The 23,885-nt window shown below is 71.2% G+C and carries 21 protein-coding genes; 13 read left to right on the plus strand and 8 right to left on the minus strand.

Annotation, left to right across the window (positions count from 1 at the left end; genetic code table 11):
- Positions 1-15: 15 nt before the first annotated feature.
- Complete coding sequence (gene mgtA / locus F0L68_RS34890) at positions 16-2,664, minus strand: magnesium-translocating P-type ATPase (protein ID WP_149854159.1); 2,649 nt, start codon at positions 2,662-2,664, stop codon at positions 16-18.
- A 292-nt stretch (positions 2,665-2,956) separates the two neighbouring features.
- Here mgtA and F0L68_RS34895 point away from each other — a divergent pair, with 292 nt between their 5' ends.
- Positions 2,957-3,328, plus strand: coding sequence for an ArsR/SmtB family transcription factor (locus F0L68_RS34895; protein ID WP_149854160.1), 372 nt, complete (start codon positions 2,957-2,959; stop codon positions 3,326-3,328).
- A 12-nt stretch (positions 3,329-3,340) separates the two neighbouring features.
- Here F0L68_RS34895 and F0L68_RS34900 read toward each other — a convergent pair whose 3' ends face one another.
- Entirely contained in the window at positions 3,341-4,243 is a 903-nt protein-coding gene (locus F0L68_RS34900; protein WP_149854161.1) for a PhzF family phenazine biosynthesis protein, read from the minus strand.
- 106 nt (positions 4,244-4,349) lie between these two features.
- Complete coding sequence (locus F0L68_RS34905; RefSeq protein WP_149854162.1) at positions 4,350-5,087, minus strand: polyprenol monophosphomannose synthase; 738 nt, start codon at positions 5,085-5,087, stop codon at positions 4,350-4,352.
- Between the two features lie 567 nt (positions 5,088-5,654).
- On the opposite strand from F0L68_RS34905, the gene F0L68_RS34910 reads away from it, so the two are divergent.
- Both F0L68_RS34910 and F0L68_RS34915 read left to right on the plus strand, forming a co-directional pair.
- Positions 5,655-6,275: a LysE family translocator gene (locus tag F0L68_RS34910; RefSeq protein ID WP_149854163.1), complete on the plus strand. Its 621-nt coding sequence runs from the start codon at positions 5,655-5,657 to the stop codon at positions 6,273-6,275.
- 131 nt (positions 6,276-6,406) lie between these two features.
- A complete protein-coding gene (locus F0L68_RS34915) occupies positions 6,407-8,662 on the plus strand; it encodes a WD40/YVTN/BNR-like repeat-containing protein (protein ID WP_149854164.1) in 2,256 nt (751 codons plus the stop codon).
- 116 nt (positions 8,663-8,778) lie between these two features.
- Here the strand turns inward: F0L68_RS34915 and F0L68_RS34920 are convergent, their stop codons facing one another.
- Positions 8,779-9,114, minus strand: a complete 336-nt coding sequence (locus tag F0L68_RS34920) for a helix-turn-helix domain-containing protein (RefSeq protein WP_149854165.1) — start codon at positions 9,112-9,114, stop codon at positions 8,779-8,781.
- 60 nt (positions 9,115-9,174) lie between these two features.
- A complete protein-coding gene (locus F0L68_RS34925) occupies positions 9,175-9,615 on the minus strand; it encodes a nuclear transport factor 2 family protein (protein WP_188316994.1) in 441 nt (146 codons plus the stop codon).
- 305 nt (positions 9,616-9,920) lie between these two features.
- On the opposite strand from F0L68_RS34925, the gene F0L68_RS34930 reads away from it, so the two are divergent.
- The 6 genes from F0L68_RS34930 (at position 9,921) to F0L68_RS34955 (ending at position 17,631) form a co-directional block, all read left to right on the plus strand.
- On the plus strand, positions 9,921-10,556 hold the full coding sequence (locus tag F0L68_RS34930) for a ScbR family autoregulator-binding transcription factor (RefSeq protein WP_149854167.1): 636 nt from the start codon (positions 9,921-9,923) through the stop codon (positions 10,554-10,556).
- A gap of 916 nt (positions 10,557-11,472) precedes the next feature.
- Positions 11,473-12,444, plus strand: coding sequence for a 2,3-diaminopropionate biosynthesis protein SbnA (sbnA, locus tag F0L68_RS34935; protein WP_223199405.1), 972 nt, complete (start codon positions 11,473-11,475; stop codon positions 12,442-12,444).
- Positions 12,437-13,435, plus strand: a complete 999-nt coding sequence (gene sbnB, locus F0L68_RS34940; RefSeq protein WP_149854168.1) for a 2,3-diaminopropionate biosynthesis protein SbnB — start codon at positions 12,437-12,439, stop codon at positions 13,433-13,435. The genes sbnA and sbnB overlap by 8 nt, the downstream gene beginning before the upstream one ends.
- The gene (locus F0L68_RS34945) at positions 13,429-15,207 is read left to right on the plus strand and encodes an FAD/NAD(P)-binding protein (protein ID WP_149854169.1); all 1,779 of its coding nucleotides are present in this window, start codon (positions 13,429-13,431) and stop codon (positions 15,205-15,207) included. The genes sbnB and F0L68_RS34945 overlap by 7 nt, the downstream gene beginning before the upstream one ends.
- Positions 15,191-16,405: a trans-sulfuration enzyme family protein gene (locus tag F0L68_RS34950; RefSeq protein WP_149854170.1), complete on the plus strand. Its 1,215-nt coding sequence runs from the start codon at positions 15,191-15,193 to the stop codon at positions 16,403-16,405. Before F0L68_RS34945 ends, F0L68_RS34950 begins: the two co-directional genes overlap by 17 nt.
- On the plus strand, positions 16,402-17,631 hold the full coding sequence (locus F0L68_RS34955; protein WP_223199406.1) for a benzoate/H(+) symporter BenE family transporter: 1,230 nt from the start codon (positions 16,402-16,404) through the stop codon (positions 17,629-17,631). Before F0L68_RS34950 ends, F0L68_RS34955 begins: the two co-directional genes overlap by 4 nt.
- Here the strand turns inward: F0L68_RS34955 and F0L68_RS34960 are convergent.
- Both F0L68_RS34960 and F0L68_RS34965 read right to left on the minus strand, forming a co-directional pair.
- Positions 17,625-18,668: a D-2-hydroxyacid dehydrogenase gene (locus tag F0L68_RS34960; RefSeq protein WP_149854171.1), complete on the minus strand. Its 1,044-nt coding sequence runs from the start codon at positions 18,666-18,668 to the stop codon at positions 17,625-17,627. The genes F0L68_RS34955 and F0L68_RS34960 overlap by 7 nt on opposite strands.
- The gene (locus F0L68_RS34965) at positions 18,658-19,341 is read right to left on the minus strand and encodes a GntR family transcriptional regulator (protein ID WP_149854172.1); all 684 of its coding nucleotides are present in this window, start codon (positions 19,339-19,341) and stop codon (positions 18,658-18,660) included. Before F0L68_RS34965 ends, F0L68_RS34960 begins: the two co-directional genes overlap by 11 nt.
- Positions 19,342-19,457: 116 nt before the next feature.
- Between F0L68_RS34965 and F0L68_RS34970 the strand changes: the two genes are divergently transcribed.
- Entirely contained in the window at positions 19,458-20,171 is a 714-nt protein-coding gene (locus tag F0L68_RS34970) for a haloacid dehalogenase type II (protein WP_149854173.1), read from the plus strand.
- A gap of 43 nt (positions 20,172-20,214) precedes the next feature.
- A complete protein-coding gene (locus F0L68_RS34975; RefSeq protein WP_149854174.1) occupies positions 20,215-20,760 on the plus strand; it encodes a DinB family protein in 546 nt (181 codons plus the stop codon).
- 303 nt (positions 20,761-21,063) lie between these two features.
- On the opposite strand, the gene F0L68_RS42820 is transcribed toward F0L68_RS34975, so the two are convergent.
- Positions 21,064-21,561 carry a hypothetical protein gene (locus F0L68_RS42820; RefSeq protein ID WP_188316995.1) on the minus strand — a complete coding sequence of 166 codons (498 nt, stop codon included), beginning with the start codon at positions 21,559-21,561 and terminating at the stop codon, positions 21,064-21,066.
- 260 nt (positions 21,562-21,821) lie between these two features.
- On the opposite strand from F0L68_RS42820, the gene F0L68_RS34985 reads away from it, so the two are divergent.
- On the plus strand, positions 21,822-23,414 hold the full coding sequence (locus tag F0L68_RS34985) for a DUF7927 domain-containing protein (RefSeq protein ID WP_149854175.1): 1,593 nt from the start codon (positions 21,822-21,824) through the stop codon (positions 23,412-23,414).
- Positions 23,415-23,683: 269 nt separating this feature from the next.
- Positions 23,684-23,885 (plus strand): transposase domain-containing protein (locus F0L68_RS34990; RefSeq protein WP_188316996.1); only part of this gene is annotated, 202 nt, incomplete at its 3' end.

Genomic DNA, 23,885 nt, shown 5'->3' on the forward strand with positions numbered 1-23,885 from the left:
TCTCCTCGCATGTCGCTACAACCAGGCCCCGGTGACCCGCACGTACGCGGTCTTGATCAGTTGGGCCAGGCAGCAGTAGGTCAGCAGAATGCCCAGCAGCCAAGGGAAGTAGCTCAGCGGCAGGGGCTGCATCCGCAGCGTCGGGGCCAGCGGCCCGAACGGCAGGAACAGCGCGGCCGCGGCGACTCCGACGATCATCAGCGCCACCGGCCAGGACGGCCTGCCGCGCAGGAACGGGACGCTCCTCGTGCGGATCACCAGCACCACCAACGCCTGCGAGAGCAGGCCCTCCATGAACCAGCCCGACTGGAACAACGCCTGCTGGTCGACGGAGTTCGCGCCGAGCACCCACCACAGCACCGCGAAGGTCGCCAGGTCGAACAGCGAGCTGACCGGCCCGAACACCACCATGAACCTGGCGAGGTCGCCGCCGGACCAGCGGCGCGGCCTGCGCAGGTACTCGGCGTCGACCCGGTCCCACGGCAGCGCCAGCTGCGCCACGTCGTAGATCAGGTTCTGCGCGAGCAACTGGCTCGGCAGCATCGGCAGGAACGGCAGGAACGCGCTGGCCGCCACCACGCTGAGCACGTTGCCGAAGTTCGAGCTCGCCGTGATCTTGACGTATTTCATCGTGTTGCCGAGCGTTCGCCTGCCCTCGACCACGCCGTGCGCCAGCACGGTCAGGTCCTTCTCCAGCAGGATGATGTCGGCCGCGTGTCTGGCGATGTCCACCGCGGAGTCCACCGAGATGCCGACGTCGGCCTCGCGCAGCGCGGCGGCGTCGTTGGTGCCGTCGGCGAGGAACCCGACGGTGTGCCCGCCGGCCCGCAGCGCCCGGACGATCCTGGCCTTCTGCGCGGGCCCGACCTTGGCGAACACCTTGGTGCGCCTGGCAAGCGCGGCGAGTTCCGCGTCGTCGAGCCGGTCGATCTCGGGGCCGGACACCACCTCGCCCGGCTCGAGGCCGACCTCGCGGCAGACCCGCGCGGCGACCAGCCGGTTGTCCCCGGTGACGACCTTCACCGTGACGCCGTGCTCGGCGAGCGAGGCGAGCGCCGCGCCGGCGGAGTCCTTTGGCGGGTCGAGGAAACTGACGAAGCCGACCAGCACGAGGTCGCGTTCGTCGGCCCTGCGGTAGCCGCCGAGCCGCGCAGGCGACTCCTTCGCCGCGACCGCGAGCACCCGCATGCCGTGCCGGTTGTTGGCCTTCACCACCTCGAGCGCCTCGCGCCGCAGTGCGTCGGTCAGCGGCGCGATCTCGCCGTCGACCCGCACGTGCGCGCAGCGGGTCAGCACGGTGTCCGGATCGCCCTTGGCGATCAGGAGATGCGCGTCCTTCGCCATCGTCACGACGACGGTCGAGTAGCGGCGCTCGTGGTCGAACGGGATCTCGGCGAGGTGGCGGAACCTGGCCTCGACGACGACGGCCTGCGCGGGATCGAGGTGGTCGCGCACCGCCTCGTCCAGCTGGCTCGCCGGGGTGGACTGGAACAGGCCGTGCACGTAGGCGTACTCCAGCGCCTCGTCGTCGAATCGGCCGGCGGCGTCCAGGCTCTGCGCGAGCACGATGCGGTTCTCGGTGAGCGTGCCGGTCTTGTCCGTGCACAACACGTCCATCGCGCCGAGGTCCTGGATCGCGTTGAGCCGCTTGGTGATCACCTTGCGCCGGGACATGAACTGCGCGCCCTTGGCGAGGTTCGTCGTCACGATCACCGGCAGCATCTCGGGGGTGAGGCCGACGGCGACCGAGACGGCGAACAGGAACGCCTCGAACCAGTCGCCCCTGGTGAGTCCGTTGATCGCCAGCACGACCGGGGTCAGCACGAGCATGAAGCGGATCAGCGTCCAGCCGACCGAGCGAACGCCCCGGTCGAAGGTGGTGTCGGGGCGGCGGGCGGACAGGGTGCGGGCCAGCGAGCCGAAGTAGGTGCCCCGGCCGGTCGCGACGACGACGGCGGTCGCGGTGCCGCCGACCACCATGGTGCCGGCCAGGCACAGCGACGGCTCGTCGAGCGGGTCGGCGTCGGCGGCGCGGGGCGTGCCGTTGCCGGTCGGCTCGTGCTTGCGCATGGGCAGCGTCTCGCCGGACAGCGGCGCCTGGTCGACCAGCAGGTCGTTGGCGGTGAGCAGCCGCAGGTCGGCCGGGACCAGGTCGCCGGGCCCGAGCAGCACGAGGTCGCCGGGCACCAGGTCCTCCAGCGGCGCCTCCCGGTCGGTCGGCGCGTCGCCGTCGGTGGCCCGCCGCCGCACGGTCGCGGTGGTGGTGACCAGCGCGCGCAGCCGCGCGGCCGCACGGTGCGAGCGGTACTCCTGCCGGAACCGCAGCAGGACGCTGAGCAGCACCATCACGCCGACGATCGCGGCACCGCGCGCGTCCCGGACGATCGCGAGGACGGCGGCGAGGACGAGCAGCAGCGCGACGAACGGGCTCGCGGCGGCGGCGAACAGCTGCGCCGGCCACGGCGGGACCGGGGTCGCGTCGACGTCGTTCTCGCCCGCCGAGACGAGCCTGCGGGACGCCTCGGCCTCGGTCAGCCCCTTCGGCGAGCCCGCGACCTGCTGGAACAGCCACAGCGGCGGCACGTCGGCGAGCGCGACCAGTTCGGAGGCGGGCAGCGGCGCGGCGCGGCGGCGGCGCGCGCGGCCAGGAGGTGCGAGGTTCATGGTGTCCTGTGCTGTTGGGCGTCAACCGTGTCTGGCAACGACGGCGCGAACCACGCGGGCACCATGGGGGCGGAGCTCGGGTCAGGAGCTCTGGCCGGGCGGCTTCTCGTGGGCGGAGGGCGCGCCTGGGTCCGCGTGGCGACTCGTACTCTCTCCGGCCGTCATGCGGCTCACCTCCTCGCACTCGTCGGTAACGCTGACGTCGGTCAGTAGACATCGCAACTCGAAGCCAGTCAATTGGTTGCGCAAGTGACGTGCGACAGGCAGGCTGGGTGGACAACCACCCGGAAGGATGACGTTGCCCAGATCGAGTGACCCTCCCTCGGCCGCCGAGCCGCTGCCGGAACAGCTGCTTCAGGACGCCGCCGCGACGTTCGGCATGCTCGCCGCGACCGCGCGGCTCCAGATCGTGTGGCTGCTGGCCTCCGGCGAGCGCGACGTCACCACGCTGGCCACCGAGATCGGCGGCACGGTGGCGGCGGTCAGCCAGCACCTGGCCAAGCTGAAGCTCGCCGGGCTGGTGCACGCGCGCCGCGAGGGGCGCCGGCAGGTGTACGTGGTGGACGATCCGCACGTGGTGGAGACCGTCCGTCAGGTCGTGCACCACCACGAGGAGCTGCGCACCCTCCCGCGCGGCCGGTTCACCCGCTCCGCGGGCGCCTAAGAGCAGGCTCGGTCAGCCGCAGGGCTCGGAGCGGTCGACGGCGTGCCCGCCGTCGAGGGTGAGCGTGCCGCTGGCGAACCCGGCCACGGCCCCGCCGACGTCGGCCAGCACCCGGCCGCCCGGCGACCGGCGGACGCGCACGTTCAGCCGGGAGTAGCCGAGGTGGTCGGTGCCCTGACGTAACTCGAGGTCGGCAGGCGAGCCGCTCGGCAGGACCGTGTCCATCAGCCACGCCGCCTGCGCGAGCGCGGCGGAGCCGGTGGCCGGGTCCTCGGCGCAGGCAGGTTCCGGCACGAACACCCTGGTCCGCACCACCGGCAGGTCCGGAACGAGGACGGCGACGCCGTACACCTCGGCGAGCGCGGGCACGCGGCGCGGCAGCGCGGCCACCCGCTCCGGCAGCGGCCGCGCGCGGTGCAGGGTCGCCGCGCCGACCGGCAGGCAGGCGTAGGCGAGTCCGGCGCCCGCCACCTTCACCGGGCCGATGGCCGCGCTGGCGGGCAGCCCGACGGCCGCGCACACCGCCTCGGCCGGCACCTCGGGCCCGACCGCGCAGGGCCGTTCCTCCAGCGTCGCGCTCCGACCCTCCCGGTCCACCCTGACCCGGACGACCCCGTCGCGCGTGTGCAGCCGGACCCAGCCCGGCGCTGCGAGCTCGCGGCGGACCGCGACGGCGGCGGCGCCGAGCAGCGGGTGGCCGGCGAACCCGAGTTCGACGTAGGGGGTGCAGATGCGCACGGACAGCTCGCCGGTCGCGGCGCGGTCGAGATAGACGGTTTCGGGCATCGCCAGCCGCGCCGCGAGCCGCAGCAGCACCTCGTCCGAGCGCGCGCCCGCGCCGAGCACCACGGGCAACGGACCGCCGGACAACGGCTCGGTCCCGAACACCTCGACGATCTCGAAATCCACCCGCACCGGACCACCATAGGACCGCGCCGACCTCGGTCTTCCCGCACACGGTCGACTGGCCGGGCGACGAACGGCCCTGGTGGTCTAGCTGGGGTGGCCTATCTGGGGTGGTCTAGCCGAGCTTCCTGCCGAACAGCAGCTTCCACGGCATGAGCGCCGACTCGATCTGCACGCCGAGGCTCATCTTGGAGACACCGTTGGTGCGCTCCTCGAAACGGATCGGCACCTCGGCGATCCGCATGCCGCCGCGGACCGTGCGGTAGTTCATCTCGACCTGGAAGGCGTACCCGTTGCTGCGGACCGAGGGCACGTCGATCGCGCGCAGGGTGTCGGCGTGCCACGCCTTGAAGCCGGCCGTCGCGTCCTTCACGTGCAGCCGCAGGATGGTGTTGACGTAGAAGTTCGCCCACGCGGACAGCGCCTTGCGGTGCCACGCCCACTCGCCGGCGACCGAGCCGCCCTCGACGTAGCGGGAGCCGAGCACCACGGCGGCGTCCGAAGTGGACAGTGTCTCGACCATCGCGGGGAGCACGCTGGTCGGGTGCGAGAGGTCGGCGTCCATCTGGATCACGATGTCGGCGCCCTGTTCGAGGGCGCGGGTGATCCCGGCGACGTACGCGCGGCCGAGCCCGTCCTTCTCCGTGCGGTGCAGCACGGTCACCGGAATCGGCGCGTCGGTCGCGAGCTTGTCCGCGACGTCGCCGGTGCCGTCGGGAGAGTTGTCGTCGACCACGAGCACGTGCAGGTTCGGCACGGGCACCTCGGCGAGCAGGCCGACCAACGTGGGCAGGTTGTCCCGCTCGTTGTAGGTCGGGACGACGACCGTCACCTTGGGGGTGCTCTCTCCCATGACCATCCCTTCGTGCGGCGCACAGACCGGGAAAACCGGGGCGACGCCGGTCGCCGCCGACGGGAACGGTATCGGACGGCCTAACGCGGCACCGTCCCCGCCTGCTCGGTCGACCGTCGACGTGTCCCAGCGGGACGGTCGCGGAGGCCGCCGCGGCGGCCTGCCGGGAGCCCGTGATCGACCGGTTCGCGGGGTCCGGGCGGGGTCAGATCGCCGCCGGCCGCCGAGGTCACAACCAGGCGTTGTCACACCGCGATCACCGGTCAGCCACCACGGCGATACGAGAGTCCGCTAACGTTGCCCGGTCGTGGTTCCAGCAAGTCAGGATCGGGGCTGGCCCCACGGTACGGGTCCGGCGGCGCGCCGCGCTGCCGGACCCGATTCCCCCGCACCGGCCGCGCGATTTTGTTCGCCGCGCGGCCCCGGCGTCCGATGGGCGCCGCACGGCGTGCGGCAAACAGCCCGATCGGCCCCGCCCAGTTCGGCTCGGGCCTGCGCGCCCGCTCCCCTCGCTCAGGATGACCCCCGGTCGCGCGTCACGCGCCGAACTGACTGGGGGATCGCGTCATGGGGGTGGACTGGCCGGCGTTTCTGCTGGTGGTCGGGGTGATGTTCGTGGTGCCCGGCCCGGACTTCGCGCTCGTGCTGCGGCACGCCGGGTACGGCGGCGCGGTGCGGTGGGCGGTCGGCGGCGGCATCGTCAGCGGCCTGTGCGTGCACGCCACCGCCGCCGCGCTGGGGATCTCCGCGCTGCTCGCGGCGAGCGCCGAGGCGTTCACCGTGGTGAAGGTGCTCGGCGCGGCCTACCTGGTGTACCTCGGCGTGGCCGCGCTGCTCGCCGCGCGGCGGTCCGGCGCGGCCCCGACCGTCGCCGAGCTGGCGCCGTGCGGGCGGGCGTCGGCCTACCGGCGCGGGCTGCTGTGCAACGTGCTCAACCCGAAGGCCGTGTTGACGTTCACCAGTCTGCTGCCGCAGTTCATGCCGGACGGGCGGCACCCGTTGGCGCAGACCGCGCTGATGAGCGGGGTGGTGGTCGGCGTCGGGCTGGCGTACTGGACCGTCGTGCTGGTCGCCATCGGGGCGCTCGCCAGGGTGTTGTCCCGCGCGCGGGTGCGCAGGGTGATCGACCGGGTGGCCGGCGGCTCGCTGATCGTCCTCGGCGTGCACCTGCTGGGCACTCCGCTCTGATTCGGCCCTCTGGCCATCACGCCTCCAGAACACCGGGCCCGCTGGGCCGTTCGGCGGTGTCGGCACGAGGCGCGCTCTCCTAGCGTCCGCTTCCGGTCACGTCTCGTCACCATCCTGCCGGAGGTGCTCGGATGCGGTTGTCCCTGTTAGGCAAGAGCTTTGTTGCGGCCGGCGCGGTCGCCTGGCTGTTGGGCGGTGTGCTCACCGCCCCCGCTGCGGTCGGGGCCGAGCCGCCGGGCGAGAGCGACGGCGGGCCGGCCGCACCGGCCGACTACAGCTACATACAGCGGACCGTGCCCGGCCAGACCCTGCCGAGGCACGCCTACGACACCGCGGCCAAGCAAGCGCTTGGTCTGCCGACGCGCGGCGGCGCGTGGCGGTCGATCGGCCCGACCAACATCGGCGGCCGGGTGGTGAGCCTCGCGCTCGACCCGCAGCGCGCGGACACCGTCTACGCGGCGGCGGCCAGCGGCGGCCTGTGGAAGTCGACCGACGCAGGCCAGACCTTCGCGCCGTCCTGGCCTGCCGACGGCACCCAGGCGATGGGCGCGGTCGCCGCAGCCAAGGACGGCACCCTGTACGTGGGCACCGGCGAGCCCAACCCCGGTGGCGGCAGCGTCACCTACGAGGGCACCGGCGTGTACCGCTCGACCGATCACGGCGCGAGCTGGCGGCCGGTCGGCCTGCGCGACTCCGGCACCATCGGCGCGATCGCGGTCGACCCGCGAAACCCGGCGCGCGTGCTGGCCGCCGCCAACGGATCGCTGTACTCGGCGGGCGGCGACCGGGGCGTCTACCTGTCCGCGGACGGCGGCGGCTCGTGGCGGCGGGTGCTGGATGTGCCCAACGAGTTCACCGGCGCGTCCGACGTGCAGTTCGACCCGGCCGACCCGCAGCGGCTCTACGCCGTGTTGTGGGACCACCGCAGGGAACCGGACAAGCGCACCTACGGCGGCGTCGGCTCCGGCGTCTACCGCTCGGTGGACGGCGGCGCGACCTGGCAGCGGCTGGCCGGCGGGCTGCCGGCGGCCGGCCCCACCGTCGGCCGGATCGGGTTGGGCGCGTCGGCGTCCGAACCCGGCAGGGTCTACGCGATCGTGAACAGCACGGCTGGCCCGTTCGCGGGCTTCTACACCTCGCCGGACGCGGGCGAGCACTGGACGAAGCTGCCCGACTCGGCGCCGCTGACCGACTCGCAGTCCAGCTACGGCTGGTGGTTCGGCAAGGTCTGGGTCGACCCGCACGACGCGCGGCACGTGCACGTCGCCGGCGTTCCGCTGCTCACCTCGCTGGACGGCGGGACCACCTGGACCGACGACGGCGGCGCGCTGCACGGCGACGAACACGCGCTGATCTGGGACCCGCGCTACCCGTCGCGGGTGTACGCCGGCGACGACGGCGGCGTGTTCCGCTCGGACGCGGCCGGGGACAGCGGCTGGACCAAGGCGACCTACGAGCCGTTCACCCAGTTCTACAGCGTCGCGATCACGCCGCAGGACACCCGCCGGGTCTCCGGTGGCGCGCAGGACAACGGGTCGATCCGCTCGTGGGGCGGGTCGGACTTCAACTCCTACTACGGCGGCGACGGCGAGCAGAACCTGATCAACCCGAAGAACCGGCAGAACGTGTTCGCCTGCTACCAGTACGGAAACTGCGCGCGGTCGACCGACGGCGGCACCACGATGACCGACTTCACCGACGCGACCACGGCCGACCGACGCAACTGGTTCACCCCGGTGCAGTTCGATCCGAGCAACCCGAACGTCCTCTACTACGGCGGAAACCGCCTCAACCGGTCCACCGACGGCGGGGTGACCTGGACGCCGATCAGCCAGGACCTCACCGGCGGGCCGAGCCGGGACACCTATCCGTTCGGCACGATCACCACGGTGGCGGCCTCGGCCTCCGACCCGAACACGATCTGGGTCGGCACCGACGACGGCCGGGTGTGGGTGACGAGGGATCTCGGCGCGCACTGGACGAACGTGCTGATCAACCAGCCGTGGGTGACCCGGATCGCGGTCGACCCGCGCGACCCCGCCACGGCCTTCGTGTCGTTGTCCGGCTATCGCTCAGGTTCCGCGCAGCCGCACCTGCTGCGCACCCGCGACGCCGGGGCGTCGTGGACGGACCTGTCCGGCAACCTGCCGGCGGCCCCGGTCAACAAGGTGGTGCTCGGCGCGGGTCGGACGCTGTACGTGGCGACCGACCAGGGTGTGTTCGTCAGCGCCTCGGGCGACGGCAGGTGGAGCCGGCTCGGCTCCGGGCTGCCGCTGGTGCCCGTGGACGACCTTGCCTACGACCGCGTGCACCAGCGGTTGGTCGTGGCGACGTTCGGCCGGGGCTTCTACGAGCTCGGTGTCGCCAACGAACTCGGTGCGGGATAAGGGACTCATCGGTGCGGCGGCCCAGCGCACCGCGCTGAGAGCGCTACCCCCGGCGCCACCTGGCGGAAACACCTGCCTGGTGGCGCCGGGCCGTGCCGAGGCACGCCCAATGGCCATCAACCCACATGGTCTCCCCAACTGCCGAGACCGAGGCTCTCCAGGCTGTACTCGTGGCTGGTGGAGTCGTGAATCACCCTGACCCGCCGCGCGATCATCGCGGCGCGCTCCAGCCACTCCGGCGGGATCTCCAGCGCGCGGCCGAGCCAGACGCGCCAGTACGGGTTGGGAATCCTCTTGCCACGCTCCCATCGGGACACGTGCTCGCGGGTGATGCTGCTGTTGCCGGAGATCACCGCGAGGCGCTCGGCGAGGGCCTGCTGACTGAGGCCCTGCCTGTCCCGAAACCGGCGGATCAACTGCCAGGTCGGTTCGGCCTTGCCTTGCAGGTACATCTGCTGCTCCTTCTCACTCGTGGTCGGTTGACCTGGTCCTCGAACGGTGTTGGCGAGCGGTCATGCCGGCGACGCGCGGCCGGCTGACGCGCTGACCAGCCCAAGCCCGTCGGCGACGGCGAGGGTGTCCTGGTACAGGGAGAAGCGGTGGATCTCGCCGTGGTTGACGGTCAGCACCAGCGCCAGGTGTTGGGAGAACTCGCGCCCGGTGCTCGGCACGCGGTAGCGGGCAACGGCGAGCACGACCGCGTCCGCGCCGTCCAGGTGCACGCGCTGCACACCGAAGGTCTCCAGGTGCAGGGTGTCGAACAGCGCCCAGAAGTAGCCCTCGACCTCGCGTCGGGTGCGCACCGAGTTCGGCCACGGCGCGCCCTCGATCGCGGGCGAGCGCCACTGGACCGTCTCGGCGAACAGCCTCGCGACACCGGGCGCGTCGTGCGCGCCGAAGCGGGTCATCAGCTGGTGCGCGGCCTGGAGCGTCGACGCCCGGACGTCGATCATGGCGCGCCCCATCGGGTCGGCGCGGCGCCAACACACGGTCGCCGCAGCGCTTCGCGCCGGCGCGGTTCCGGGTCGATTCCGGCGTGCGCGCGCGGCCATTGCGCGGACAACCTGAATACCCGCTCAAAGCCGATCGTCGTAGTGACGACGTCCATTCTTCGCAACTCCCTTGGTCCAACACCTCAGGTTCACCTGTCACAGGCCGTACGCGGGTACGACTGAACGGGTGCGGCGATCATCACAGTGGAACCAACAGGGGAAGCGGGAAGTCGCCACTCGCTAGGGTGTGCGCGAGGTGATCTTCGATGAGATATCGCGACCATGCCAGGGAAACCCGTCAGAATCTGGTGCGCGCGGCGGCCGAGGTGTTCGACCGCAAGGGATTCCCGGCCACCAACCTGCACGACATCTGCCGCAAAGCGGGTGTCACGAAGGGTGCGCTGTATTTTCACTTCTCGTCGAAGGACGCCTTGGCCATCGCCGTGATGGAGGAACAGGGCGGGGTGTGGCAAGCCGCGCTCGAACAGGCTGGCGACTCCGCGAAGCCGGGCCTCCAGAGCCTGATCGACCTCTCCTATACGTTCAGCCGGCAGTTGCGGACCGACCCGGTGATACGGGCGGCCAACCTGCTGGTGTTCGAGGCCGGGCTCTTCCGCAGGCAGGGCGGCCCGCAGTTCGCCGGCTGGATCACGGTCGTGCGCGCGCTGCTCATGCGGGCGCGGGAGGACGGCGACCTGGAGAACGATCTCGACGTCAACGCCGTCGCCGAGTCGCTGGTCGGGGGGTTCACCGGCAGCCAGCTGCTGTCCAGGGCGCTCACCGGGAACAGTGATCTCGACGCGCGGACCACCCAACTCTGGCAACTGTGGATACCGGCAATGGTGCCGACGGAACGTCGGAATCGAATCCGGGTCGGGCCGCCGGAGGGACCAAGAGGCTGAACCGGCTGGTGCGGCGGGGTGACCTCCGAGGCTTTCGCGCCGACGCGCTCTGCCGACTAGGCGAGGACGGTAAGCGTGAAGGCCCGTATAAATACGACCATGCAGCCCGGTCACTACACCCCACTCGTGTTACTGAACCGCACTTCGGTGCTGCGGTCCGGATCGACTCCCACTCGCGCTCGACGCGCTCAACAAGCCGCTCTTGACGGCCTTTCCAGTTAGCCAGGTTCGCCTGGAAAGGTCCAGCCGAACCACTACGCTATTCCAGTGATACTTGATGTTCGTGACGCTTCAACCATGCGCAGGCGTGACCTTAGTCAGGATAGCGAAGCACCCTCGACCCGGTATCACGATTGTCAAACGTTGACAACCGTCCGATGAATGGATGACGAAGGCGGACGTGACTGGAAAACCTTTACCATAGCTAGTTATTTCCGGACTAATCGGGTATAGCCAGCGACCGTGTTGACTGGCAGTCAGCAAAAGATTCACTCCACCTGAACGCAGGTGCGCCCGTGCGGCCCAGCATCCGCGCAGGCCTGTGACCCGCGACACAGTCACCGCCCCGTCAGTAAACCTCGGGCGAAGCGCCGGGACGTCATTCGGTTGTTGGTGCAACCAAACTCGTTGAATTTGATAACAGAGTGCGACCAAAAGGGCAGCCGGCCGGTCCTTGGGTGCACCAGCCGAGCTATTCACTACTCCATACGGGTTATCTTTTTGTCCTCGTCGACTGCGCTATGGCGGAAGTGTCCGAAAAAGCTTGCCCCGTTCGTGGATCACCTCTAGCGTGACTATGTCGTCGACAACGATGACCAACGGCGGATGCCGGCGGCACGACGTGCCGCTGCGCGTCTGATCTGGGGTACGCGTAACTTGGGGGAAGCGCGTGATATTCGAACATGCCCATGATGTCGTGACGGGCGAAATCTTTCTTGAGCTACCCGGCTTCGCGCCGCATTTCGACACCCATCTCAAGCTCGAGGGGCTCAATCCGGCTGGTTCGATAAAGCTGAAGACCGCGGTCGCGCTCGTCGACAGCCTCGAACAACGGGATCTCATCGGCCCTGGCTCCGCACTCATCGAATCCACTTCGGGAAATCTCGGTATCGCGCTCGCCACCGTGTGCGCGACCAGGAAATATCCGATCACGCTCGTGACGGATCCGAACGCCAACGCGCGCAGCATTCAGCTGATGCGCGCCCTCGGCGCCGAGGTCGTCGTGGTGCGCGACCGTGACCGCAACGGCGGATTCCTACAGACCCGAATCGACTACGTGCGCCAGCGCGTGGCCACGAGCCGCAATGTGGTGTGGCTCAACCAGTACGCCAACCCGGCGAACACCGCGGTCCACCGCGACCGCACCGCCCAGGAGATCTTGGACGGCTTCGGCGCGCCGGACTGGCTGTTCGTCGGCGCCGGCACCACCGGAACGCTGATGGGCTGCGTCGAGCGATTCCGGGACGAGAGCGCGTCCACCACGATCGTGGCGGTCGACTCGGTCGGCTCCGTGTCGTTCGGCGGACCCCCCTCCAGGCGCTGGATCCCCGGGCTGGGCACCAGTCGCCGCCCGGAGATCTTCCGCGACGACGGCACCTTCCAGAAGTTGCTGGTGCCGGAGGCGGACACGATCCGCACCTGCCGGCGGGTCGGGCGGGACTACGGCCTGCTGCTCGGCGGATCGTCCGGCACGGTGCTCGCCGCGGTCACCGCCTGGCGCGACCGCATTCCCGCGGGGAGCCGCGTGCTCGCGATCTCACCGGATCTCGGGGATCGCTACCTGGACACCATCTATCACGACGAGTGGGTGTCCCAGCGTTTCGGCGCGGACCTGCTCGACTCCACGGAAACAGCATCGCTTGGAACAGGGCTGATCAATCATGTTTGAGTTCTCCGTCATTTCCGGAAGTGTTGTTTCCGATCTCCTGCGAGATCATGAGAAAGAAGTTGTCGCGCTCGTGGAGCGCGCCTACCTGACTCATGACAGCGGCGCAAGCGTCAATCCGGACAGCTACTTCCTCCGCTTCCCGGAGAAGCCGGACTCCCGCATCATCGCGCTGCCGGCCTATCTCGGTGGCGACGTCGACCTGGCCGGCCTCAAGTGGATCGCGAGCTTCCCGGGGAATGTGCGGTCCGGCCGGCCGAGGGCGTCCGCGGTGCTGATTCTCAACGACTACGCGACGGGCTATCCGATCGCCCTGCTTGAGGCGGCCGGAATCAGCGCGGCCCGCACCGCCGCCTCGGCCGCGCTGGCCGCCACGGCCCTCGGCGGGTCGGCCCCGCGCACCGTCGGGGTGGTCGGCGCCGGAGTCATCGCCCGCACGATCTGCGCCTACCTGTCCGGGGTCGGGGTGCCGATGACCGACGTGCGCTGCCACGACCTCGACGCGGCCTCCGCGACGGCGCTCACCGGGCACCTGCGCGAGCGCGGCGCCGGCGAGGTGCGCGCGGTCGACCTGGCCGGCGCGCTGGAGTGCGACCTCGTCGTGCTCGCCACCACCGCCGGCACGCCCTACATCACCGAGGAGCACGCGTTCCGTCCGGGCCAGCTGGTGCTCAACGTGTCGCTGCGCGATCTCGCGCCGCAGCTGCTGCTGCGGGCCAACAACGTGCTCGACGACGTCGAGCACTGCATGAAGGCGAACACCTCGCCGCACCTGGCCGAGCAGCTCACCGGCAACCGCGACTTCGTCACCGGCACGCTGGCCGGCGTGCTCACCGGCCGGGACCGGCTCGACCCCGACCTGCCGACGATCTTTTCGCCGTTCGGCCTCGGCGTGCTCGACCTCGCGGTCGGCCACTACGTGCACCAGCAGGCCAAGGCGCAGGGCCGCGTCGTGGAGATCCCCGACTTCTTCGGGGAGACCGCGCGATGGTGAGGCGACGCGTCGCGATCATCGGCTGCGGGCCAAGGGGCCTCGGCCTGCTGGAGCGGCTGATCGGCCGGGCCGCCGAGACCCGGCGGGAGCTGCTCGTGCACGTCGTGGAGCCCGGTGCTCTCGGCGTCGGCATGCACCTGCCGGACCAGCCCGACTACCTGCTGCTGAACACGGTCTGCGCGCAGCTCACCGCGTTCACCGACCGGGACATGCTCGGCGCGCCGGTGCGGACCGTCGGCGGCCCCTCGCTGTACGAGTGGTGCCGGCAGCGGGACGTGCGGATCGGCCAGGACGGCGGCCTCCGGATCGGAATGGGCGGGCGGCCGGTCGAACCGGCCGACCACCTGCCCCGCAGGCTGCTCGGCGACTACCTCGGCTGGGCGGCGGAGCGGATCGTGCGGGCCGCGCCGGAGTGGGTGGAGATCCGGCACCACCGGCAGGCCGCCGCGCAGGTCCGGCCGGAGGGCGCGGCCGAGCAGGTCGTGCTCGCCGACGGCGGTGCCCTGCTGGTCGACCAGGCCGTGGTCACGGTCGGGCACGGCGACCACGAGCCGGGCGCCGACGGCGCCGCTCCCGACGGGCGGCCCTACCCGCTGCCCGCCGCCGTCGCCACGCTGCCGGCCTCGGCCAGGGTCGCGCTGCTCGGCGTCGGGCTGACCGGGATGGATGTGCTCGCGGCGCTCACCGTCGGCAGGGGCGGCTCATTCCACACCGGGGCCGACGGCCGGCTGCGCTACGCGCCGAGCGGGCAGGAACCCACGGTCGTGCTGGTCTCCCGCGAGGGCAGGCCCGCGCGGGCGCGGCCGAGGCTCACCCCGGGACGCCGGCCGGAGCCCGCCAGGCACCTCACCGCCGAGCGGATCGCCGAGCTGCGTGCCGACCGGCCGGGCGGGCGACTGGACTTCGAAACCGACGTGCTGCCCCTGGTGCTCGCGGAGATGGCACACCGGTGGACCGTGCTCGGCGGCTCCGGCGCCCAACCGGACTTCCGCGCGCTGCTGTTCGGCGAGCCACCGGCGCAGGCGCGGCGGCACGCGGCCGGCTATCGGCGTTGGTACGTGGACGAGCTGACCGAGGACCTCCGGCAGGCCCGCAGGGGGCTGGGGATCAGCGCGGTCAAGGAGTCCCTCGAGGTGCTGCGCGACCACCGCGAGGTGCTGCGCGCCGCCGTGGACGGCGACGGACTGACCGAGGCGTCGCGGGACTGGTTCTACGGCCGGTTCACCGGCGCGGCCAACCGGTTGGTCATCGGGCCGCAGCTGGAGCGGCACGACGAGCTGCTCGCGCTGCTCGCGGCCGGCGTGGTCGAACTCGGTCCCGGCCCAGCGCCGTCGATCGAGCGCGCCGGGGACGGCTGGCGGCTGTCCTCGACCGGGCTGGCCGATCCCGAGGTCGTCGAGGTGGCCGAGGTGGTCACCGGCCACAGCGCGCCGGCCGCGCTCGCCGACTCGCCCAACCCGCTGCTGCGCGCGCTGACCAGGTCCGGTCGGCTGTCGCCGGTGTCGGCGGGCCGCGCACCGCTCGGCGCGCGGGTCGACCGGCTGCACCGCGCCGTCGACGCGGGCGGGCACGGCCAGCCACGGCTGTTCCTGCTCGGGCCGCTCGCGGAGGGCAGCAGCTACTACAACCACTACGTGGTCACGCCGAACGCCCCGTCGCGCGCCACGCGCGACGCGCACGCGGTCGCCGCGACCCTGCTGGACGCCCCTGTGCAGGGCTTCCCGACCACCCTGTTGCAGGACAAGGAGAACAACGATGCAACCGTCCAATAGGAGCACGTACTCGCCGTGGCGGCAGGACTACCGGCGGGAGACCGTCGCGGCCCAGGCCGACGGCTGGCGCTGCGCGGTGACCGGCGCGGTGCCCCCGCCGATCACGATCGGCGCGACCTACGCACGGACCGGCGACTACGCACTGCCCGCCGGCATGGCCTACCTGCGCGACCAGGGCAGCCCCTTAGTCGAGCAGGCGGAATCGGTGCTGCACAGGCTCGAGGGCGGCACGGACGCGCTGCTGTTCTCCTCGGGGATGGCCGCCGCGACGGCGGTGTTCGCCACCCTGCCGGCCGGCTCGCGGGTCGTGGTGCCGGAGACGATGTACTTCGGCCTGACCCGCTGGCTGCGCGAGTTCGGGCCGCAGCTCGGCCTCGTCGTGGCGGCCGCGCCGACCGGTGACCTCGACGCCGTCCGTGCCGCCGTGCGCGCCGCGCCGACCGCGCTGGTGTGGGTGGAGAGCCCCTGCAACCCGACCTGGGTGGTCACCGACGTCGCCGCCTGCGCGGAGATCGCGCACGAGGCGGGCGCGCTGCTCGGCGTCGACAACACGGTGCCGACGCCGGTGCACACCCAGCCGTTCGAGCTCGGCGCCGACCTGATCATGCACTCGGCGACCAAGTACCTCAACGGGCACACCGACGTCGTCGGCGGGTTCCTGGCCACCTCGACGGAGAACGAGCACTGGGCGCGGCTGCGGCTGCACCGGCAGCTCGGCGGCGCGGTGCCCGGCCAGCTGGAGACCTACCTGTTGGTGCGCGGCATGAAGACGCTGTTCCCGAGGATGCGACAGATCTCGGCCAGCGCGCAGCGGATCGCGGAACACTTCGTCGAGCACCCGGTGATCCGCCGGGTCGCCTACCCAGGGCTGCCCGGCGACCCGGGGCACGCGGTGGCCGCGCGGCAGATGCGCGACGGGTTCAGCGGAATGCTGTCCCTGCACGTGGACGGGCCAGGCGACCTGGCGCTGCGGGTGGCCAGGAACTGCGAGCTGTTCCTGGCCGCGACCTCGCTCGGCGGGGTGGAGAGCCTGATCGAGCACCGCCACACGTTCGAGGGACCCGGCAGCACCGCGCCGCCTGACATGCTGCGCCTGTCGATCGGGCTGGAGGACCCCGACGACCTGATCGCGGACCTTGAGCAGGCGCTCAAGCGCGCCGCGGTCGACGAAGCACCACGACTGGAGGATCACCGGTGACCGAGGACGTCCGCGCGTCGACACCAGCGGTTGCGGCCGGCCGCAACGGGTTCTTCGGCGACCTGTCGGTGTCGGCCGTGGTCGCCGGCTTCATCGCCGTCGTCGTGTCGTACTCGGGGCCAATGGTCGTGGTGCTCACCGCGGCGCAGGCCGGCGGGCTGACGACCGGGCAGACCACGTCCTGGGTCTGGGCGGTCTCGCTCGGCAGCGGGATCACCTGCGCGGTGCTGAGCCTGTGGACCAGGATGCCGGTGATCACCGCGTGGTCGACGCCGGGCGCGGCGCTGCTGGTGACCAGCCTGCACAACTATCCCTACGCGCAGGCGATCGGCGCGTTCCTGGTGGCGGCCGTGGCGATCACGGTGATCGGCTTCTCCGGCCTGTTCGGCAGGCTGATCGCGAAGGTGCCGACGGCGATCGTGTCCGCGATGTTGGCCGGCATCCTGTTCGCCTTCGGCACGGACCTGTTCCGGTCGCTCGGCGGCACTCCCCTGGTGCCGGCCGCGGTGCTGGTCGGCTACGTCGTGGTGAAGCGGTTCAGCGCGCGGTACGCGGTGCTGTGCGGGCTGGTGCTCGGCGTGGTCGCCGCCGCCGCGAGCGGCAAGCTGCACCTGTCCGGCGTGCGGCTCGCGCTGGCCAGGCCGGAGTGGACGACGCCGGCGTTCAGCGTCGCCGCGATCGTCGGCATCGGCATCCCGCTGTTCGTGGTGACGATGGCCTCGCAGAACGCGCCGGGGCTCGGCGTGCTCACCGCGTCGGGCTACCGGCCGAACGACCGGCTGCTGATCGGGTCGACGGGGCTGACCTCGGTGCTGCTCGCGCCGTTCGGCAGCCACGCGATCAATCTCGCGGCGATCACGGCGGCGATCTGCACCAACGAGGAGGCGCACCCCGACCCTCGAAGGCGGTACCCGGCCGGGGTGTTCTGCGGCCTGTTCTACATCGTGGTCGGGCTGTTCGGCTCGGCGCTGCTGGCGCTGTTCACCGGGCTGCCCAAGGAACTCGTCGCGGCGATCGCCGGGGTGGCGCTGCTCGGGGCGCTGATGTCGGGGCTGAGCGGCGCGATGCAGCAGCCGGACCATCGCGAGGCCGCGCTGGTGACGTTCCTGGTCACCGCGTCCGGGTTGACCATGTTCGGGGTCGGCTCGGCGTTCTGGGGCCTGGTGCTCGGGGTGCTCACCCACGGCGTACTGACCGCGCGCCGCCGCGCGGTCAGGAGTCAGTAGCCCCTGGCCGGGTCAAAGAGGTTCCGAAGAGGACGGCCGGCCAGGTAGCGCAGGAGGTTCTGCGCGAACAGCGTCACGATGCGCTCGTTCTCCTCCGCCGCGTTGGCGGCGGAATGCGGCGACAGCAGCAGATTCGGCGTGTCCCAGACCGGCGAGTCGGCCGGCAGCGGCTCGGTCGCCACGACGTCGAGGCACGCGCCGGCCAGCCTGCCGCTCCGGAGCGCGTCGAGCAGGGCCGGCTCGTCCAGCACCGCGCCGCGCGCGACGTTCACCACGATCGCCTGTCGTGGCAACAGGTCCAGTCTGGCGCGGCTGAGCAGGCCGGTGGTCTGCTCGGTCAGCGGGCAGCACAGGACGAGGACGTCCGTGTCGGGCAGCGCGCCGTCCAGGTCCTCGAAGGAGCGCGTCTCGGCGAGGTCGGGGATGTCGTAGCCGCGGCCGGCCCTGCCGATGCCGCGCACCTCGGCGCCGAGCGCCGCGAACACGGCGACCATCTCCCTGCCGATCCCGCCGAGCCCGACCACCAGCACCCGCCGGCCGGCCAGCTGCGCGGTCAGCCGCCGTACCCAGCGATGCTCGGCCTTGTCGGCGAGCAGGCCCGGCACGTCCTTGACGAAGTGCAGCACGCCGGCCACCGCGAACTCGGCGAGCGGACGACCGTGCACCCCGGCGGCCGTGGTGATCGCGAAGTCCGCGTCGAGCAGGTCGACGGCGGCCAGGTAGCCGCCCATGCCCGCGCTGGTGCCCTGCACCCAGCGCAGCCGGGGACAGTTCGCCGGCATCGCGGCCGGGTCGGACCAGTCCAGCCCGAAGCTGACCTCGGCGACGGCCAGCAGGTCGCGCCAGCGCCGCCGCTGCTCGGCGGTCAGCTCGCGCGGGGTTCCGGTGTGGTCGGCGGCGTGCGCGGGGACCGGCAGCAGGTCCGGCGCGTAGTGCACCCGGACGCGGGGATCGACCGCCGCGATCAGCTCCACGTGCTCCGGCCGCAGCGGCGACGCGATCAGCACGTCGACGGGCCGCGTGGGTTCAGTCGACATCGGCGCCGAGCCCGTCCAGCAGTCGCCGGTAGCCACCGTGCACGTGCTCGGTGCCGAGCCGCGCCGCGCGGTCCTGGTCGCCGGAGCGCAGCGCCTCGACGAGGTCGCGGTGCTCCTCAACCACCAGATCGCGGTAGTCCTCGGCGCCGCGGGTCCTGATGAGCAGGAAGAGGTAGATCTGCGAGCGGATCGCGGCCCACGCCTCGCCGAGCCGCCGATGACCGGTCACCCGGTAGACGCCGTCGTGGAACCGCATGTCCAGCGCGATCAGGTCGGCCGTCGGCGCGTCGAGGTCCCGCGCGCGCTCCAGCCCGGCGACCAGGTCGCCCAGCCCGGCGAGGTCGGCCTCGGTCGCCCTGGCGGCGGCGGTGCGCATGGCCAGCTCGTCCAGCGCGGCCCGCAGCGTGTGCAGCTCGTCGGCGTCGGCGGCGGACAGCGTGCGCACCCGGCAGCCCCGGTGCCACTCCGACTCGACCAGGCCCTCGCGATCCAGCCGCGTGAGGCCCTCGCGCACCGAGCCCCTGCTCACCCGCAGGGCGGCGGCCAGCTCGACCTCCCGCAGCGGCGCGCCGGGCGGGAACGCCCCGTCGAAGATCGCCTCCCGAATGCGGTCGGCGGCCTCCTCGGCCAACCCTCGCCGCTGCGCGCTGCGCAGGCCGGGCACCTCGTCCACGCGGCTCTCCGATCACCGTGATTGTCCGAATGTTGACAATAGAGGTCCGATCAATGGCGGCTGACACGGGGCCGAGGATCCGCGACAGTGAGGCGGGACTCGAGTGGAGGTCGCCGATGCTGGACCAGGTGCGGGTGCTCGCCTTCGACATCTTCGGCACGACCGTCGACTGGTGGACCGGGGTCTCCCGGCAGGTCGACGAGATCGCCGCCGAGCGGGGCGTCGAGTTGGACGGTGGAGCGTTCGCCGAGGCGTGGCGGGACCGGTACGCGCCGTCGTTGCGACGGGTGATCGTCGGCGAAGGGCCGTTCGCGACGCTCGATGTGCTGCACCGGGAGTCGCTCGACGACCTGCTGCTCGCGTTCGGCGCCGCCGACGCCTTCGACGAGGCCTCGCGCGAACGGTTGGTGCGCGCCTGGCATCGGCTGCCGGCCTGGGACGACGCGGTGGACGGGCTCAGCAGGCTGGGCCGAGGGTACGTCGTCGCCGCGCTGTCCAACGGCGGGTTCGCACTGTTGACCAACCTGGTCAAGGCGGCCGGGTTGCCGTTCGACTGCATCATCTCCGCCGAACTCGCCGGGTCGTACAAGCCGGACCCACGGGTGTATCGGCACGCGGCCGGCCTGCTCGATGTCCAGCCGGCGCAGGTGTTGATGGTCGCCGCGCACGGCTGGGACCTCGCCGGCGCGCGGGAAGCTGGCATGCGGACGGCGTTCGTCGAGCGCCCCGTGGAGAAGGGACCCCACCGGGAGGCCGACCGGCGAGCGGACGTCGATTGCGACCTCGCCGTCGCCGGGTTCGCCGAGCTGGCCGAGGCACTGGGTCGGTGAAGCGCCGAGGCGGACTGTCGGTGCCCGATGGCACGCTCGCCGGATGGAGACGATTCCACCCGAGAACTACTCGCAGGACTGGGTCGATGGCGAGCGGGCCGAGTTGCCCTTGGTCGGCGAGGAGCGCGAGATCCTCACGGCCTTCCTTGACTGGCATCGCGCGACCTTCGAGCTCAAGTGCACCGGAGTCCCGAAGGAACGCCTGTCGGACAAGGGCATTCCGCCGTCCGGGCTGAGCCTGCACGGCCTGCTGCGGCACCTGGCCGGCGTCGAGCGGTGGTGGTTCGCCATGCAGTTCGCCAAGCAGGACCTTCCGCACCTGTACTACAGCGACGACGACCCGGACCAGGACTTCGACACTCTCGACGGGGACGTGGACGAGGCGCTCGCCGTCTGGCGCGAGGAGTGCGCCCGGTCGAGGGAGATCGTCGCCAACACCGCGTCGCTCGACGAGACCGGCATCAGGCAAAGTGACGGCAAGCCGATCTCGCTGCGCCGGATCCTGGTGCACTCGATCGCCGAGTACGCCAGGCACAACGGCCACGCCGACCTGCTCCGCGAGCGAATCGACGGCAAGACCGGCATGTAGACCGGGTCCCTCGGCGGCCCACGGCCACCACCGCCCAATGGTCGCCGTGGACCGCACCGCCCAACACCGTGATCGCGCCGCAGCAACGGTCCGAGATGCCCGACCTGTGCATGCGCTTGGTCAGCCGCCGCCTTAGCCGACGGCCTTCCGCACTTGCTCCATGGTGACCATGCTGTCGGCTGGGGGCGCGGAGATCGCTGGCACCACACCGAACTCGCTGAAGGACATCTCACTCTGGGGCACTCCCGGAGCGCCGTCGGACAGTTGCCGCCGGACCAGGTACGGCTCGCCGGTGGCGGCCACCTACAGAGTGCCCTCGGCGTGGTCGATCCTCGCGGGAGTGAGGCCGATGACCTTCACTCCATCGACATCCTTGGCCGGGACCTTCACCAGCTTCCCCGGAGTGGCTGGGAAGTCGGCCAGCGTCCAGTCGAGGACCGAGCTCGCCCTACTGAGCTGTGCCACCGGCACATCGCCGCTGTCGAGGCCCTCCAGCAGCCATTTCCCGTTGAAGCGCTGGCCGGCCAGCGGGCTGTCGGCCAGGGCGTTCCAGGTCTGCTCGTCCAACGGGCGGACGTAGGTCTTGCCGTCGACCGCCACGAACTCATATCGAATTCCGGGCTTGCCCCCTTCCGCGAAGGTGATCGAGCCCGCGCCCCTGTCACCGGCGACGTGGAGGTCGAAGGTGAACGTGGCGTTCTTGCCCAGGAAGGGCATGACGCCCTTCACCCGCATCGCCCCGGCCCTGGCTGCCGCATCCCTGGCCCTGGCCGCGATCGCCTCCGCCGCAAGCCCTTCCACCCCGTTGTCAGGCCCCGCACCGTGCGCCGCGGCAACCGACGTGCCGGAGCCCCTGTCCGCTGATCCCCCAAGACTGCAACCGGCAACGAGGACCCCGCAAACCGACAGCGCCGCAACCGAGGCGAGAACACGAACCAGACCCATCGGCGAATCCTCGCTCCGACGACAGCCTGGCGCATGAGTGGTCCTACGTGACTAACCGGCTCCGACACGCCCATGGTCGAGTTGACGCACACCATCGCCGGTCAGGATCGGTCAAAGTGGACATCTTGACCGTGATCGGGCTGGGGGCCTTCGTGGTGCTGTCGCGTATGGATTCGCCCGAGCGCAAGAACAAGCGCACCTGCCGACAACGACCGGCCACCGGCAGAGGATCCCTTGCCGTACAACGAGTCGCCGCAGCCGTCCTACTGGCCGCTCTCGCGGCCGTGCCACTGGCGGCCCCGGCCTCAGCCCAGTCAACGCCCGGCGAACTGACCATCGCCAAATCGGCCAGCACCGGGCAGGTCCAGCCCGGCGGCCAGGTCGTCTACACGGTCGAGGTCCGCAACACGGGCGGCTCGGCGCTGCGCGGCGTCACCGCGACCGATGACCTCACCGGCGTGCTGGACGACGCCACCTACAACAACGACGCAACCTCTGGCGACGGCGCCCAACTGGCCGTAGGCCCAACTGCCCTCGCCTGGACGTTCGACCTCGCCGCCGGCGCCGCCGCACGGTTCACCTACTCCGTCACCGCCCGCGCCTCGGGCGGTGACGGCACGCTGGCCAGCACGGTCAGCGCGCAGGCGCCCGGCGTCGGCGCGAGCACCCCGTGCGTGACCTCGGTCGTCGTGGTCGTGCCGCCCAAGCCCGCCCCCGACATCACCGTGGTCAAGAACGTCGATCGACGAGTGGCGGTCTCGGACAACAAGGTCATCTACACCATCGATGTGGTCAACCGGGGAACCGCAGCGGGCGAGGTGAACCTCACCGACGACCTGACCGACGTCGTCGACGACGCCACCTACAACAACGACGCGGCGGCTTCCACCGGCCCGGCGCCCGCCTACACCGCCGCCGCGCTCACCTGGCAGAGCAGGCTGGACGCTGGTCAGAAGGCCACCATCACCTACAGCGTCACCCTGCCTCGACGGGTGCCGGCCGGCAACAAGGTCCTGCGCAACGCGGTCACCGCGCCGGGCACCAACTGCGCGGACGGGACCGCCCCCGAGTGCCGCACCGAGGTGCTGACCGCCTACCTCACGATCCTCGTGACCGATCCGCCCCAGTCCGTCAAACCGGGCGCCACGTACACCTACGCCGTGGCGGCGATCAACGGCGGCAGTTTCGACCAGGTCGGGGACTACCCGGTGACGATCGCCGACGACCTCAGCGGAGTGGTCGCCAACGCCGACTACAACAACGACGCCAGCGGCCCAGGCACGATCAACTGGACCTCGCCGACCCTGACCTTCCGGATCGACCTACGAGCCGGCGAGAAGGCAAACTGGACCTTCACCGCCACCGACAAGGCCGGCGGCGAAGGGAAGAGGGGCACCGTCGCGCGGTCGATGACGACGTTCCCCACCGCCCCGCCGCCGGCCAGGACTCCCCCACCCCCGGTAGGCCAGACCTCCACCACGGTCGCCACCGCAGCCGTCACGGAAGCCCGTTGCGCCCTGCCCCTGCTCTCGACGCCGGCACAGCCAGACCAGCCCGAAACCCCACTTGCCGCAACGGGACCGGCCGCCAGCGCCTGGCTAGCCACCACAGGAGCCTTCCTCCTAGCAACAGGCGCAGCCCTCACCGCCATGACCAGGCGCCGCCCCCACTCCCCCACACCAGGCCACAAACCCCAACCGCACCGGTAAACCACCACCCCCGCCACCACCACGCCCCCAGCCTCACCACGCCTCCAGCCTCACCCCGCCCCCAACCTCACCCCGAGCTATCCACAACCCCCAGAGCTATCCACAGCCACCCGCCGTTCCAAGGCCCCACCGGCCAATCCTCGCTATCCTGGCCAAGGGCACGGCCCCCTGAGGACCAATGCCACTTACTTAGCGAATCTTGTGTCTGACTGCGGCCGGGTTGTCGTTGATTTTAGTGTGCTGTGCGGTAGTTTCTCTGCGTGGGCGTGATGCGCGATTTGCAGTCGATCGTGAGTGACCATGGGCGTTTGACGGACGCGATCGGTATTGGCGTCCTGACGCGGTTGGTGGATCGTGATCTGGTGGATGAGGCGATCGCGGCTGCGGATCGGCAGGAAAAGCGGGTCCGGTTGTTGCCCGCGCGCGTCGTGGTTTACTATGTGCTCGCTTTGTGTTTGTTTTTCGGGGACA

Source organism: Solihabitans fulvus (assembly GCF_008386585.1).
In the GTDB taxonomy this organism is placed as follows: domain Bacteria; phylum Actinomycetota; class Actinomycetes; order Mycobacteriales; family Pseudonocardiaceae; genus Solihabitans; species Solihabitans fulvus.